The following is a 14,018-nucleotide window of genomic DNA, read 5'->3' as shown; positions in this document are numbered from 1 at the left end:
CAGATGGCAAGGCAATCGGACCCATCTTGCCCTATTGAACAGGTATTTCCTCATGTCTGAAGTAATGAAAATGGCCATCGACGATGGTTCAACCAACGTCAAGGTGAGCTGGATTGAGAACAAGGTGCTCAAGACCATCATCTCCCCCAACTCCTTTCGCAAGGATTGGAAGAGTGCCGCCTTGCGCAAGGACAAGAAGATCTACAACTACGAGATAGGCAACACCAAGTACACCTACGACGCCACCTCCGACAAGTCCCTGGCCACCACCCACGTGGAGTACCAGTACGACGATCTCAACCTGCTCTCCGTGCACCATGCCCTGTTGCAGACCGGCGTGACCCCCTGCGATGTGGCCATCACCGTGACCCTGCCCATCACCGAGTTCTACAACCCGGATGACTGCCAGCGCAATGAAGAGAAGATCGAGAAGAAGCGCCGCAACCTGATGCGGGCCATCAGCCTCAACAAGGGTGAGCTGTTCAACATCGTCAGCGTGGAGGTGATGCCGGAAAGCCTGCCGGCGGCACTCTCCCGCCTGATTGGCTCGGGTTGCAACGAGTTCACCAAGACGCTGGTGATCGACTGCGGTGGCACCACCCTGGACATGGGGATCATCGTCGGCGAGTTTGACGACGTTTCCGATGTGTATGGCAACAACGAGATCGGCGTCTCCATGGTAACCGACGCGACCCGCAAGGCGCTGGCGGCGGCAGACAGCGATTCGAGCTATCTGGTGGCCAACGAATTCATCAAGCGCCGCCACGACATGAGCTTCGTGCGGGACGTGGTCAACGACGAGAGCCAGATCCCGAAGATCCTCGAGAAGATGCAGAACAAGATCGACGAGCTCGGCTCCCAGGTGGCTCACGAGGCGAAGAAGTTCGCCAAGAACCCGAACCGGATCTATCTGGTCGGTGGCGGCGCGTCCCTGATCGTCGATGCCATCAAGGCTGCCTACCCGACCCTGGGTGAGCGGGTGGAGCTGCTGGACGATGCCCAGTCCGCCCTGGCGCGGGAGATCTGCCTCTACACCACAGAAGAGGAAGAGGTGTACCGTGAGGCGCCCGTGATGGCCGAGGTCGGCGATGAGTAGTCAACTCAAGCGCATGACCTTCTCCATCTTCATGGATCCGGGTGCGCTGGAGTCTGATCGCTATGCGGCCGGGATCTTGCAAAGCTGGTATCAGCGGGCGCGCAAGATCCAGGACGATGTGGAGGAGTTCGACTTCTCCAAGAGCCGTTTTCACAAGGACATCTACCTCTGCGGCATGTTCCTGTACGTGCTGGCACCGAACCTGTGCAAGGGGATGGCCAATGCCTTCGGCCCGGAGCAGGTGAACCTCTCGACCCTGCGCCATGTCTTCGCCAGTTGCGGCTTCGATCTGGGGGAAGGGAGTGCGCCCGTGGCGACCGATACCCTAATCGATGAAATCGTGGCCAGGCTGGCTCCCCAGCTGGGGCAGGGGGACAACCGGGGGCTGGCGGATGAAATCGTTCAACGTCTGGGTCAGCAGGCGGCTGCGCCACTTCCGGACAGCCTGGTGGACGAGATTGTAAGCCGCATCGGCGAGCAGCAGCCCACCGGGCTCTGGGACGAGCTGAAGCAGGGGTTGCCGGCCCCGCTCGATCACGATTTGCTGGCAGAGGCCATCGCGGGCAAGCTGCCGACGGCGGGGGGAGAGGCGGATCTGGCCCCCCTTGCGGGCAGCATCCAGCTGCTCTCCCGCCAGCTGGAGGAGCAGTCCCGGCTCATTCGCGAGCAGCACCGCCTGATCCAGCGCCTGGCCAGCCAGCCCGCCCGGGGGGCTGGCTCGTCCGAGCTGGCCGAGCCCCTCATCGAAGATCTCTCGAATCAGGTGGCGAGCATGAAGAAGGTCAAGGCGAAGGGGATCTTCTAGGCCCTTTGTGACAACCCGCAGCCCAATGAAAAAAGCCGAACCCCGGGGTTCGGCTTTTTTGTGGGCGCAGCTCAGGGCCTTGAGCAGACCGGGCAGTCGGGGCGTTTGGGCAGTTTCAGCTCGCGAAAGCTGCCACCCAGACCGTCGATCACCAGCAGGCGGCCACTGTAGCTTTTGCCCATGCCCGCCAGCAGCTTGATGGCCTCGAGCGCCTGCAGACTGCCCACCAGCCCCACCACGGGGGCCAGTACCCCCGCCTCGACACAGGTGAGGGCCTGATCGCCAAAGAGGGCGCTGAGACAGGCGTAGCAGGGTTCATCCTCCTGCCAGGTGAAGCTGCAGAGCTGCCCTTCCAGCCGGATGGCGGCGCCGCTGACCAGGGGCACCTTGTGCTGGCGGGCACGCTGGTTGAGGAGGTTGCGGATGGCGACGTTGTCGGTGCAGTCGAGCACCAGCTGATGGCCTGGCAGCAGGGCATCGAGCAGCGCCTCGTCGGCGAGGGCGGCGTGGGTCTCCACCTCGAGCCAGGGGGTGAGGGCGCGCAGGGACGTCGCCGCGGACTCCACCTTGAGCTGGCCGATGCGCTCGTCGCTGTGCAGCACCTGGCGCTGCAAATTGGAGAGCTCCACCCGATCGAAATCCACCAGGGTGAGGTGGCCGACCCCGGCCACCGCCAGATACTGGCTGGCGGCGCAGCCGAGGCCCCCGGCGCCGATGACCAGCACGCGGGATTGCTTGAGCGCCTCCTGCCCCTCGAAGTCGAAGGATTTGAGCACGATCTGGCGGTTGTAGCGAAGGAGTTCTGCGTCGCTCAGGATCTCGCTCACAGCAGCAGCCCCGAGAAGGGCTCGACGGTGATCGTCTCACCGGCGGCCACCTTGCCGCGCTCCTGTTCGAGCACGATGTAGCAGTTGGCCCGGGACAGGGAGCTGAACACCCCGGAGTCCTGGGAGCCGGTGCTGCGTACCTCGAGGCCATTCGGGCCCACGCTCAGGATGCCGCGCTGGAAGTCCAGGCGCCCCGGGCTCTTCTTGAGCGCCTCTGTCGCCAGGGCCTGGAGGGGGTGCGGGCGTGCAAACTGCTGACCGGCCAGTCTGGCCAGGGCCGGTTGCACCAGCTGATCGAAGGTGACCATGGCGGAGACCGGGTTGCCCGGCAGACCGAAGAACCAGGCGTTTGGCAATCGGCCAAAGGCGAAGGGTTTGCCCGGCTTGATGGCGAGCTTCCAGAAGCCAATTTCCCCGAGCTCTTCGAGCAGTTGCTTGGTGAAGTCCGCTTCCCCCACCGAGACTCCCCCGGTGGTGATAAGGGCATCGGCCTCGCGGTCGGCCTGCAAGAAGGCGGTGCGCAGGGCAGCCGGATCATCGGGGATGATGCCAAGGTCCAGGCACTCACAGCCCATGCGGCTCAGCATCGCCTTGACCCCGTAGCGGTTGGAGTCGTAGATGTCCCCGTGCTGGAGCGGGGTGCCCAGAGGCTTGAGTTCATCCCCTGTGCTGAAGATGGCGACCCTGAGGGGACGGCGCACCGTGACGTTCGCGATGCCAAGGGAGGCGAGCAGCGGCAGCTCCCTGGGGCTCAGGCGAAGGCCGCTTTCGAGCACCTGGGCACCCTGCGCCAGATCCTCGCCGCGGCGACGGATGTTCTGGCCAGCAACGGGGCGGGTCAGGAAAGTGATCCCGTTGTCGCCGGCTTGCGTTTCTTCCTGCATCACCACAGCGTCTGCACCCGGGGGCACAGGGGCCCCGGTCATGATGCGGATGCAGTGGCCAGCGGGCCACTCCCCCTCATAGGGCTGGCCCGCAAAGGCCTTGCCCGCCACGAGGAGCGGCACCCCGGCGGCGAGATCCGCCAGGCGCACGGCATAGCCGTCCATGGCGGCGTTGTCGAAGGGGGGGACGAAGAGGGGGGAGCTTATCTCCTCGGCCAGGATCCGATCCAGCGCCTGGGGCAGGGGCAACTGCTCCGTCTCGCAGCAGCAGGTGAGTTGTTCCAGCATCCCTTGCAGGGCCTTGTCCAAGGGGAGGAGTGCACCGGTATCGAATCCCATCATCATGACCTCTCTGGTGTGTAGGGGGCGGATTATCCCAAAAATCCGCTCCGATGGGCAGGCCGAAGGTGCGGTAATGGGGGGCAGATGTCCCGGAGTGATCGGATTATGGGGCGCTATCCCGTTGAATTACCTCCTGATGGGTAACCAGGGCGAGGCTTGCGCGGGATGGCAGGTGGGGAAGAGGCGGCACGGCCGTGCGCCTTGCCCCCGAATGGGCAGGCCGGTGCGGACAAAACGGGGTGGTTTGGCATAAAGTCGGGCACCGGGCTTGAGTTAGACAGAATTATGACAATAATCGCCCTGTAAGATTGCGCCGCGGCACCATGCCGCAGGCCAGCACAGTCCCTGAGCGTGGGAGAGAAACACGATGACGAGCTTAAGCCAGGAAGCCCTGTTGGTCAGGGCGGCGCTCGAGGCCGAGGGCCTTGAGACACCTCTGGTGGCCAATGAATTGAGCGGCCAGCAGAAAAAGGAAAAAATCGAAGGTCATATGCGCGCCATCATGGAGACGCTGGGACTGGATCTGGCCGACGACAGTCTGGCCGAGACCCCTCACCGCATTGCCAAGATGTACGTGAATGAGATCTTCTCCGGCCTCGACTATGCCACCTTCCCCAAGGTGACGGTGATCGAGAACAAGATGAAGGTGGACGAGATGATCATGGTGCGGGACATCAGCCTCACCAGCACCTGCGAGCACCACTTCGTCACCATAGACGGCTTTGCCCACGTGGCCTACATTCCCCGCGGCAAGGTGATTGGCCTGTCGAAGATCAACCGCATCGTGCAGTTCTTCGCCCGCCGTCCCCAGGTACAGGAGCGGCTGACCCAGCAGATCCTGCTGGCGTTGCAGACCCTGCTTGGCACCAGGGACGTGGCCATCAGCATCAAGGCGACCCACTTCTGCGTGAAGGCCCGTGGCGTGATGGACTCCACCTCCTACACCACCACCACCTCCCTGGGCGGCGTCTTCAAGACCCAGCCCGACACCCGCGCCGAGTTCCTCGGTGGTCTGAAAGGGTAGTGCTCCCGGGGCCTGTCGCCGACAGGCCCCGTCTCCTTTCCCTCACTTTTTTTGAAAAATACCTAAAGTTGTGACCGTGCCGGTCGCCATGGCTCTGTGTGTTGTCGGACGGTCTGGTTGACGCCGACACCCCCAGGCCCGCCCTTGTGCGCGCCAACAGGGACGAGATGTACTGCCAAGGAGGGTAGTGAAGGCGCAGGCCAGGCCTGCGCCCAGCAATGCCACTTGTTTTCCCCCATGCAGGACATGCCATGAACACCATGACGATAGGCAAAAAACTTACCGTCGGCTTTGCCGTACTCGGCCTGATGATGGCCTTTATCGGCGGCTTCTCGCTGTTTGAATTCAGCAAGATGAACCGCGCCGCCATCGGCTTTACCGACAGTATCCTGCCCGCCGTCGTGCGCACCAGCACCCTCGGCGAGACCATCAATGCCCTGCGCCGCTACGAACTGGATGTCTTCCTGGTGGCGGACGATGCCCAGCAGAGGGCCCGCTATCGCAACGAGAGCGAGAAGAGCCTGCAAGAGGCTGCGCGCCAGATAGTGGCCCACGATGGCACCATCTGGGCGGAGGATCGGGAGGAGCGCCGCGCCTTTGACATCGTCAAGGCGGACTGGGAGCGATATGTCGCCCTGCACCAGCGCATCCGGCAGATGCAGGACTCGGGACAGATGGCCGAAGCCCAGCACCTCTTCATGGGGGAGGGGGTTACCCTCTATACCAATCTGACCAAGTCGGTGGGTGAGCTTATCCGCATCAACCACGGCTACTCCGTGGGCTCCCGTGCCGAGGTGGTGGACGCCTTTGACAGCGCCAAACTGAGCGTGACCCTGGCCCTGGTGATCGGCCTGGCCCTGGTTGTCGCCCTCTCGGTGGTGCTGACCCGCCAGATCCGTGACCCGCTCATCATGCTGGCCCGTCAGGCCCAGCGCATCGCGAGCGGGGATCTCGGTCGGGGCGAGCTGCAGGAGTGGGTCCGCGGCAACCGCTTCAACCGCGACGAGCTGGGTCAGCTGGGGTCGGCCATCGACCGGATGCAGGGGGCACTGGCAGAGCTGGTGAGCGAAATCTCCGGCTCGGTGAGCCAGCTCAGCAGCGCGGTAGAGGAGGTGAGCGCCATCTCCGAGCAGTCCGCCAAAGGCATGGCAAGCCAGCAGGGAGAGGTCTCTCAGGTCGCCACCGCCATGAACGAGATGCAGTCCACCGTCAATGAGGTGGCTCGCAACACCACGGACGCCATGGGGGCGGCCAAGCAGGCTTCCCGCACCTCCACCCAGGGCAACCAGGTGGTGCGCAGCGCCATCGGCAGCATAGAGCAGGTCTCCCGCCAGATAGAGCAGGCCGGGAGCGTGGTGCAGCAACTGGAGACCGACAGCGCCAGCATCAGCATGGTGCTGGACGTGATTCGCGGCATCGCCGAGCAGACCAACCTGCTGGCCCTCAACGCGGCCATCGAAGCGGCCCGGGCTGGCGAGCAGGGCCGTGGCTTTGCGGTGGTGGCGGACGAGGTGCGCAGTCTGGCCCAGCGCACCCAGGCGTCCACCGCCGAGATCAGCAAGATGATCGAAGTGCTTCAGGAGCGCACCGCCGAGGCGGGCAGCGCCATGCAGCTGAGCCGTCAGCAGATGCAGGAGAGCGTGGAGCTGGCGCGGGAAGCGGGGAGCAGCATCGACAGCATCAATGGCGCCGTCACCCAGATAACCGACATGAACACCCTGATCGCCACCGCCACCGAGCAGCAGAACGCGGTCACCGAGGAGCTCAATCGCAGCATCGTCAAGATCCACACCGCCGCCGACGAGAATGCCCAGGGGGCGCAGCAGACCGCCCAGGCCTGTGTCGAGCTGAGCAAGCTGGCCAATACCCTGCACCATATGACCCAGCGCTTCACCCTCTGAGTCTTGCTGCCACCCGGCACAGCGCAGAAGGCCCCGCCAATCGGCGGGGCCTTGTTGTTTGTCATCGCCCCCCCTGTGCCCGTTTCAACCGGCCCGCCTGCCCCGTCACCTACCGGATGGGGGGATGACAGGCCGGATGTTCGAATTCGCTCACAAATCGGCGATTAATTTCATGCGGGGCCGTTTACGACCTGTTTGCGAGCCCGCATAATGCCTCTGTTTTGGCTCAAGAGACCCACCATCCGCCATGTTCCGTTCCATCAAGTATCAAGTCATGTTCTTTGCGGGTTGCATCCTGCTGACCACCGTCCTCAGCGTGGTGGGTTACAGCTATGTTTCCCTGGCCAGCATGCAGGAGAAGATCCAGCAGGAGAGCCACGATGCGGCCCACCAGCAGGCCAGGCAGTGGCTGCTGACCCTGGCGGATGGTCAGGCGAGCGAGGTGGCACGCTCCTTCGAACTGGCGCTGGATGCGGCCGAAACCCTGGCGGCACTGCTGGCGGGCAATGTCCATCAGTCCGAGCCTCTCGATCGGGACGAGGTCACGGCCCTGCTCAAGGACATAGGGGATCGCAACCCGGATTTCCTCAGCATCTACAGTGGCTGGGAGGCGGATCGTTTCGACGGTCAGGATGCGCTCCATACCGGTGATGGCCGGCATAGCCAGGCATCGGGCAACTTCGCCCCCTACTGGAGCCGCGGCCCGGCCGGTTTTGACCTCAAACCCCTGGGGGATTTCTACAGCAAGACGCCGAGCGCGACCGGGATCCGGGCCTCCGAGTGGTATCTCTGCCCGCAGGAGAGCAAGGCAAGCTGCGCCGTCGACCCCTCCGTCTACCAGGTCAACGGTCAGCCCACCCTGCTCACCTCCTTCGTGGTGCCTGTGCTGAACGGGGATCAATACCTCGGCATGGTGGGCATCGACTACTCCCTCAACTACCTGCAACGGCTGGCCGCTGACATCAGCCGACGGGTATTCGACGGGCAGGGCAGGGTGCGCATCATCAGCCCCATGGGCATCATCGCCGCCGACTCCCGCGATGGCGACGGGGTAGGGCAGCGCTTGCAGGATCCATCCTTGCTGGCCCAGTTGCAACGCGGCGAGAGGGGCAGCGACGAGCATGCCGATGGCTTGAGGGTCTTCGCACCCATCAGCCTCAACAAGGTCACACAGGCCTGGGGGATCGCCATCGAGGTGCCGGGCAGCGCCCTCTATGCCGAGTACGAGCGGATGGCGCAGGCCCGTGCCGAGGCCTTTGGCAAGGGGGTCTGGACCCAGCTGATGGTGGGCATCCTGGTGGCGGGTATAGGTCTGGTCGGACTCGCTTTCGCGGCAGGGTCCATCTCCCGGCCGGTGCAGGAGACGGCTCGCATGGTGGTGCGTCTCTCCAGCGCCGGAGGGGATCTGACCCAGCGGCTGACCCAGCACCGGCGCGATGAGACCGGGGTGCTGGCGGAGGGGATCAACCAGTTCGTCGCGACCGTGCAGGGCATAGTGACCGACACCGCCACCAGCGTGCACGAGTTGCAGCAGGCGGCGGTGAACTCGGCCAGGCAGGCCCAGCAGGGGCTGGCGAACAGCCATCACCAGCTGGAGCAGGTCGAGCTGGTGGCCACGGCCATCCATGAAATGTCATCAACCGCAGACTCCGTCTCCAGCAGCGCCCAGATCACGGCCCAGGCGGTGGATGAGACCCGTCATGCGGTGCACAAGGGTCAGCAGGTGGTGAGCGCCTCTGCCAACGGCATCCGCCAGTTGAGTGCCCAGGTCAGCGAGGTGTCGGACAGGATCACCGCCTTGCAGCAGCAGGGGGTGCAGATTGGCAGCATCCTGGATGTGATCCGGACCATCTCTGAGCAGACCAACCTGCTGGCGCTAAACGCAGCCATCGAGGCGGCACGGGCCGGTGAACATGGTCGCGGTTTCGCCGTGGTGGCCGACGAGGTGCGTACCCTGGCATCCAAGACCCGGGCCTCGACCCAGGAGATCCAGCTGATGATAGACAGGCTGCGGGATACCACGCGCGCCGCGGTCGACACCATGACAGAGGGACGCCAGTTGAGCAGCCTGGCGCTGCGTGATGCCGAGCAGGCGGTAAGCGAGCTGGCGACCATAGTGCAGGCCGCCGACCGTATCCAGGACATGGCGACCCAGATTGCGAGCGCCGCCGAGCAGCAATCCAAGGTGAGCGAGGAGATTAACCAGAACGTCAGCAACATCCACGAGCTGGCGAGCGCCTCCACCCGGGTGGCCCGGGAGCAGGATGCCCAGAGCAAGCAGATGCACGGGTTGACCGAGACGGTCATGAGCAAGCTGGGGCGCTTCCACTACTGATGGCGTTCTGATACGCACAACAAGGCCCCGCCAATCGGCGGGGCCTTGTTGTTGATGGCGGGTGTGTTGATGTCAGGGTCGATTAGCGCCGCGTCATCGGCCGATGGCAGACTGCTTGCCCGATCATGTGGCGCAACCGGACTATCTCGCCGTCATCGTCGATGGCCATATGGCGCTCAGGGAGGGCAGGCTGCCAGCCTGCGCGTCAGCTCAGGCCGACAATCTCCCCGTCATCGTCGATGTCGATATGGCGTTCAGGGAGGGCAGGCAGCCAGCCTGCACGTCAGCTCAGGCCGACGATGTCGCCGTCATCGTCGATGTCGATATGGCGATAGGCCGGCAGACTGCCCAGGCCTGGCATGGTCATGATGGGGCCTGCCAGGGCATAGACGAAGCCTGCCCCCGCGCAGAGTTTCACCTCCTCGATGGGCACCTCGAAGTCCGTCGGCACGCCCTTCCTGGCCGGGTCATGGCTGATGGAGAGCGGCGTCTTGGCCATGCAGACGGGCAGGTGATCCTGGCCCTCTGCCGAGAGTCTGGCCAGTTGCTGGCGCGCCTTGTCCGAGAGGGTGACGCCCCGGCCACCATAGCCGCACTCCACCAGGGTGGCGAGCTTGGCGGCAAGGCTCATCTCATCGGGGTAGAGCAGCCTGACCTCACTGGGCTGCTTGCAGGCCGCCACCACGGCGTGAGCCAGATCCGCCGCACCCGCGCCACCGTCAGTGAAGGCCCGGGAGAGGGCGACGCCACAGGCACCGGCCTGGCGCGCCGCCTCCTCCAGCAGGGCCAGCTCGGCATCGCTGTCGGTGGGGAAGCGGTTGATGGCGACCACCACGGGCACCCCGTAACGGCGGGCGTTGTGAATATGCCAGGCGAGGTTGGCGCACCCCGCTGTCAGGGTGGGCAGATCTTCCCCTTGCAGGCTGGCCGGCAGCGGCTGGCCCGGCCGGATGTCGAGCAGGCCGCTGTTGGCCTTGAGGCCGCGCACCGTGGCCACCAGCACCACGCAGGCGGGGGTGAGGCCGGACTGGCGATACTTGATGTTGAAGAACTTCTCCAGCCCCATGTCGGAGCCAAAACCCGCCTCGGTCACCACATAGTCGGCAAGACCCAGCGCCATGCGATCGGCGATGACGGAGGAGTTGCCGTGGGCGATGTTGGCAAAGGGGCCGGCGTGGACCAGCACAGGGGTCTGCTCCGTGGTCTGCATCAGGGTGGGCTTGAGGGCGTCTTTGAGCAGCACCGTCATGGCCCCCGCCACTTCCAGCTGCTCGGCGGTGATGGGCTTGCCGCGCAGGTCGAGGGCGAGCTGGATGCGGCCGATACGCGCGCGCAAGTCCTTGAGATCCCTGGCCAGGGCCAGAATGGCCATCAGCTCGGAGGCGGCGGTGATGACGAAGCGATCGGGGCGCTCGACCCCATCGGCAGCGCCGCCCTGGCCGAGGGTGAGGTGGCGAAGCGCCCGGTCGTTCATGTCCAGGGTGCGGGGCCAGAGGATGTTGGCCGGGTCGATATCGAGCCGCGCCAGACCGGTTCTGGCGCTGAACTGGTCACCGAGTTTGCGTTCATGGAACAGGCGGGCATCGAGGGCGGCAGAGGCCAGGTTGTGGGCGGCGGTGAGGGCGTGAAAATCCCCGGTGAGGTGCAGGTTCATCTCCTCCATCGGCACCACCTGGGCCATGCCGCCCCCGGCGGCGCCCCCCTTGACCCCGAAGACGGGGCCGAGGCTCGGCTGGCGAATGGTGGCGATGCTGGGCTGGCCGATGTGGTTGAGCCCCATGGAGAGGCCGATCGTGGTGACCGTCTTGCCCTCCCCAAGGGGGGTGGGCGTGATGGCGCTCACCAGCACCAGCTTGCCGGGCTCGCGGGCGGGGGCGTGATGGAGCAGCGCGAGGTCGAGTTTGCCCTTGTAATGGCCGTGGGGGTGGAGATGGGCGGCCGCTATGCCGAGCTGTGCTGCCACCTCGGCGATGGGCAGGCGGGGGGACTGGCGGGAGATCTCGATATCGCTTAGCATCAGCACCTCGTTGGCATGTCAGGTCAAATATGCGGCGAAGTCTAGAGGAATCAACAGGGTAATCCAATGAGCAATACTATTTTATCCGGCAGTCGTGAACCCCATCAAAGCCCCATCCTGCTGGATCTCAACGCCCTCTATCACCCGCCCAAACGGCCCCTCACCGCCCTTGGCATCGTCAGCGCCTTCATCCCGCTCTTTGGTTACGGCTGGCAGGCGATGACTCAGGATCCCGAGACCCACTTTCGCCACGAGCTCGGCAAGCGCATCAACAAGCACAAGAGCGACGAGGCGAACCTCGCCCTGATGATGCAGTTGGCGGCCATGCTGGATTGCCACTGCCTGCACGTCACCCTGCCCTATGCGCTGGGGGAGGCCGAACTCGCCGCCTTGCGCCAGCGCCTGCCACGCTGGCAGATGAGCCAGCAGGATCACCTGCTGGTGGCCGAGCTGATGCCTACCCCCTGAGCCCGGGCTCAGGTCTCCCTGTCCCAGTAGTGGGGCGCCAGATAGCGCTCCTGCACGAATTCGATGAAGCAGCGCACCTTGGCCGACACGAAACGGCGGTGCGGATAGAGGGCATAGAGTCCCACCTGCCCCTTCTCCCACTCCAGCAACAAGGGGACCAGCGCCCCCGAGCGCAGCGCATCCCCCACGATGAAGGTGGGCTGCAAGATGATGCCCTGGTGGTCGCAGGCGGCCCGGGTCAGGGCCACCCCGTTGTTGGCGCGAAGGGGCCCCTGGGGGCGGATGCTGTGCTCCTCCCCATCCCGTTTGAAGACCCAGTCCGGCTGGGTCAGGGTGTAGATGAGGCAGTCGTGCTGCTTGAGATCCTCCGGGGTCTTCGGCCTGCCCCGGCGGGCCAGGTAGTCGGGGCTGGCGCACACCACCATCTTCATCATGGCGAGCGGCTTGGCCACCAGGGAGGAATCCGGCAGGTTGCCGATGCGCAGCGCCAGATCGAACCCCTCCTCCACCAGGGCCACCCGCCGGTCGCTGTACTCAATCTCGAGCTTCAAGTCCGGGTAGCGCTCGCGAAACAGGGGCAGGGCGGGGGAGAGGTGCAGGTAGCCGAAATCCATGGGCACCGAGAGCTTGAGGGTGCCCTGGGGCTGCTGGTTGTTGTGGGTGAGCTGGCTGTGGGTCTCTTCCAGCTCCGCCAGCAGGGCCAGGGAGCGCTGGTAGTAGAACTGGCCCGCCTCGGTGGGGTTGACCTGGCGGGTGGTGCGCGACAACAGCCGGGTGGAGAGGGACTCCTCGAGCTGCTGCATCAGCTTGGAGGTCATGGCGACCGAGATCCCGAGCTGATGGGCGGCCTTGGTGAAGCTCTGGCACTCCACCACCTTGATGAAGGTGCGCATGGCGGCTATCTGATCCATATTCCACTCTCGGTTGATAATTATTTTAATAAATCGATGATTATCTATTCTCGATAGGAGGTTAGCATTTTGTTCACCGTTGTGAACACCCAATGAAGGAACGATCGGAATGAAAATGACCAAGGCCCTGCTGGCCTCCTGCCTGTTTATGGCGGCTCCCCTGATGGCTGCCGATTACGATGTCGATGCAGCGCACACCACAGTCCAGTTCAAGGTGGGCCACCTCGGCTTCTCCGAACTGGTCGGCCGGTTCAACACCTTCAGTGGCACCTTCAGCATGGACGACGCCAACCCGGCGGCGGCCAAGGCGAACTTCGAAATCGATGCCGCCAGCGTGGATTCCAACCACGAGGCCCGCGACAAGCACCTGCGCAGCCCCGACTTCCTGGACGTGAAGCAGTACCCCAAGATGACCTTCGTCAGCACCGGCTATGAAGGCACCAAAGACAAAGGCGTGCTCAAGGGTACCCTGACCCTGCACGGCGTCTCCAAGGACGTGGCCTTCGACCTGGTCCACATCGGCGAAGGCAAGGATCCCTGGGGCGGCTACCGCAGCGGCTTCAACGCCACCACCACCATCAAGCGCAGCGAGTTCGGCGTGAACTACATGGTGCCGAACATCCCTGACGAGATGACCATCAACCTGTTCGTTGAAGGCGTGCGCAAGTAATGGGCGCAGCACTCCTGCTTCAAACCCTGGCGGCTCCTTTAGGGGCCGCTTTGCTGTCGTGGCGCTGGCCGCGGCTGGGCTATCTGTGGGGCGCCCTGGGGATCTGGCTGGTGGGCTGCCTGCTGGGCGGTGCCTATGGCCTGCCGGTCAAGGCGTGGCAGTGGCTGCCGCTGACCCTGCTGGTGCCCGCCCTGACCCAGGGTTCCAACAAGGGGATCGCCCTCGCGCTGTTCGGGGGGCTGGGCGCCCTGGTGTGGTGGCAGGGGCTGGCCTCCGTGCTGGCGAGCGAGCCCGGGATCTGGCTGGCCCTGCTGCCCGCCATCCTCTGGTCTGGCTGGACGAGCTGGCGTGGTGACAGCGAGGAGGGGCTCGGCTTCGCCCTGGCCTTCATCTGGCTGGCGCTGGTCATCGGCATCGATGGCAGCCTGCTCATCGCCCAGCTGACGGGGGCCCTGGCCGCGTTTGCCGGATTCCGTGCCCTGCTCGGCGCCTTTGCAGGGGTCAAGGTGACCCCGGCTGCCCTGGGGCTTTCACTCGCCTTCGTGCAGATGCTCGCCTGGCAGTACGTGGAAGTGCCCCTGCTGGTGCTGCTGCCGGTCTGGCTGTTGCCGCTGCTGGAACGTGCCCTGCACGGGCGCCCGGGACTCTCTCGCTGGGGGGGCTTGATCCTGGTGGCGGCCGTTGGTGCCGGAGTGAGTCTGTGGTGGGTATGGCCAGAGGCGTCACTTTACTGATTTC

At 64.5% G+C, this 14,018-nt stretch carries 12 protein-coding genes; 8 read left to right on the top strand and 4 right to left on the bottom strand.

The features are described 5' to 3' along the window. The first annotated feature begins 52 nt into the window (after positions 1-52). Together parM and PG887_RS02385 are read left to right on the top strand one after the other, a co-directional pair. The gene (parM, locus tag PG887_RS02390; protein WP_223302530.1) at positions 53-1,096 is read left to right on the top strand and encodes a plasmid segregation protein ParM domain-containing protein; all 1,044 of its coding nucleotides are present in this window, start codon (positions 53-55) and stop codon (positions 1,094-1,096) included. Further along, positions 1,089-1,901, top strand: a complete 813-nt coding sequence (locus PG887_RS02385; protein WP_233759668.1) for a hypothetical protein — start codon at positions 1,089-1,091, stop codon at positions 1,899-1,901. The genes parM and PG887_RS02385 overlap by 8 nt, the downstream gene beginning before the upstream one ends. Positions 1,902-1,972: 71 nt before the next feature. Here PG887_RS02385 and moeB read toward each other — a convergent pair whose 3' ends face one another. Next, positions 1,973-2,728: a molybdopterin-synthase adenylyltransferase MoeB gene (moeB, locus tag PG887_RS02380; protein ID WP_167824939.1), complete on the bottom strand. Its 756-nt coding sequence runs from the start codon at positions 2,726-2,728 to the stop codon at positions 1,973-1,975. Next, complete coding sequence (gene moeA, locus PG887_RS02375; RefSeq protein WP_270821107.1) at positions 2,725-3,951, bottom strand: molybdopterin molybdotransferase MoeA; 1,227 nt, start codon at positions 3,949-3,951, stop codon at positions 2,725-2,727. Before moeA ends, moeB begins: the two co-directional genes overlap by 4 nt. Before the next feature lie 370 nt (positions 3,952-4,321). Here moeA and folE point away from each other — a divergent pair, with 370 nt between their 5' ends. From folE to PG887_RS02360, 3 genes are all read left to right on the top strand, one after another. Further along, positions 4,322-4,978, top strand: coding sequence for a GTP cyclohydrolase I FolE (gene folE / locus PG887_RS02370; protein ID WP_010674171.1), 657 nt, complete (start codon positions 4,322-4,324; stop codon positions 4,976-4,978). A gap of 251 nt (positions 4,979-5,229) precedes the next feature. Then, complete coding sequence (locus PG887_RS02365) at positions 5,230-6,879, top strand: methyl-accepting chemotaxis protein (RefSeq protein WP_104455664.1); 1,650 nt, start codon at positions 5,230-5,232, stop codon at positions 6,877-6,879. A gap of 247 nt (positions 6,880-7,126) precedes the next feature. Then, positions 7,127-9,214 carry a methyl-accepting chemotaxis protein gene (locus tag PG887_RS02360; protein WP_270821090.1) on the top strand — a complete coding sequence of 696 codons (2,088 nt, stop codon included), beginning with the start codon at positions 7,127-7,129 and terminating at the stop codon, positions 9,212-9,214. Between the two features lie 283 nt (positions 9,215-9,497). Here the strand turns inward: PG887_RS02360 and PG887_RS02355 are convergent, their stop codons facing one another. Beyond that, positions 9,498-11,231 (bottom strand): formate--tetrahydrofolate ligase, encoded by a 1,734-nt coding sequence (locus PG887_RS02355; RefSeq protein WP_161470239.1) that lies wholly within the window; start codon positions 11,229-11,231, stop codon positions 9,498-9,500. Between the two features lie 66 nt (positions 11,232-11,297). On the opposite strand from PG887_RS02355, the gene PG887_RS02350 reads away from it, so the two are divergent. After that, positions 11,298-11,699 carry a hypothetical protein gene (locus tag PG887_RS02350; protein ID WP_010674174.1) on the top strand — a complete coding sequence of 134 codons (402 nt, stop codon included), beginning with the start codon at positions 11,298-11,300 and terminating at the stop codon, positions 11,697-11,699. Positions 11,700-11,707: 8 nt separating this feature from the next. On the opposite strand, the gene PG887_RS02345 is transcribed toward PG887_RS02350, so the two are convergent. Beyond that, positions 11,708-12,610 (bottom strand): LysR family transcriptional regulator, encoded by a 903-nt coding sequence (locus PG887_RS02345; RefSeq protein WP_039038856.1) that lies wholly within the window; start codon positions 12,608-12,610, stop codon positions 11,708-11,710. A 109-nt stretch (positions 12,611-12,719) separates the two neighbouring features. Between PG887_RS02345 and PG887_RS02340 the strand changes: the two genes are divergently transcribed. Together PG887_RS02340 and PG887_RS02335 are read left to right on the top strand one after the other, a co-directional pair. Then, on the top strand, positions 12,720-13,280 hold the full coding sequence (locus tag PG887_RS02340; RefSeq protein ID WP_053288582.1) for a YceI family protein: 561 nt from the start codon (positions 12,720-12,722) through the stop codon (positions 13,278-13,280). Then, positions 13,280-14,014 carry a hypothetical protein gene (locus PG887_RS02335; RefSeq protein ID WP_104455668.1) on the top strand — a complete coding sequence of 245 codons (735 nt, stop codon included), beginning with the start codon at positions 13,280-13,282 and terminating at the stop codon, positions 14,012-14,014. Before PG887_RS02340 ends, PG887_RS02335 begins: the two co-directional genes overlap by 1 nt. Positions 14,015-14,018: the final 4 nt, after the last annotated feature.

Source organism: Aeromonas sp. QDB14, assembly GCF_027707845.1.
GTDB classification, from domain to species: Bacteria; Pseudomonadota; Gammaproteobacteria; order Enterobacterales; family Aeromonadaceae; genus Aeromonas; species Aeromonas caviae.
The sequence above is the reverse complement of the archived record's forward strand: the minus strand, read 5'-3'. Positions and strand labels throughout refer to the sequence as shown.

Excerpts from the sequence above, each read along its gene's own strand:
- PG887_RS02365 (WP_104455664.1), top strand. The coding sequence starts at position 5,230 with ATGAACACCATGACGATAGGCAAAAAACTTACCGTCGGCTTTGCCGTA.
- folE (WP_010674171.1), top strand. The coding sequence starts at position 4,322 with ATGACGAGCTTAAGCCAGGAAGCCCTGTTGGTCAGGGCGGCGCTCGAG.
- PG887_RS02360 (WP_270821090.1), top strand. The coding sequence starts at position 7,127 with ATGTTCCGTTCCATCAAGTATCAAGTCATGTTCTTTGCGGGTTGCATC.
- PG887_RS02350 (WP_010674174.1), top strand. The coding sequence starts at position 11,298 with ATGAGCAATACTATTTTATCCGGCAGTCGTGAACCCCATCAAAGCCCC.
- PG887_RS02345 (WP_039038856.1), bottom strand. The coding sequence starts at position 12,610 with ATGGATCAGATAGCCGCCATGCGCACCTTCATCAAGGTGGTGGAGTGC.
- PG887_RS02335 (WP_104455668.1), top strand. The coding sequence starts at position 13,280 with ATGGGCGCAGCACTCCTGCTTCAAACCCTGGCGGCTCCTTTAGGGGCC.
- PG887_RS02355 (WP_161470239.1), bottom strand. The coding sequence starts at position 11,231 with ATGCTAAGCGATATCGAGATCTCCCGCCAGTCCCCCCGCCTGCCCATC.
- parM (WP_223302530.1), top strand. The coding sequence starts at position 53 with ATGTCTGAAGTAATGAAAATGGCCATCGACGATGGTTCAACCAACGTC.
- PG887_RS02385 (WP_233759668.1), top strand. The coding sequence starts at position 1,089 with ATGAGTAGTCAACTCAAGCGCATGACCTTCTCCATCTTCATGGATCCG.
- moeA (WP_270821107.1), bottom strand. The coding sequence starts at position 3,951 with ATGGGATTCGATACCGGTGCACTCCTCCCCTTGGACAAGGCCCTGCAA.
- PG887_RS02340 (WP_053288582.1), top strand. The coding sequence starts at position 12,720 with ATGAAAATGACCAAGGCCCTGCTGGCCTCCTGCCTGTTTATGGCGGCT.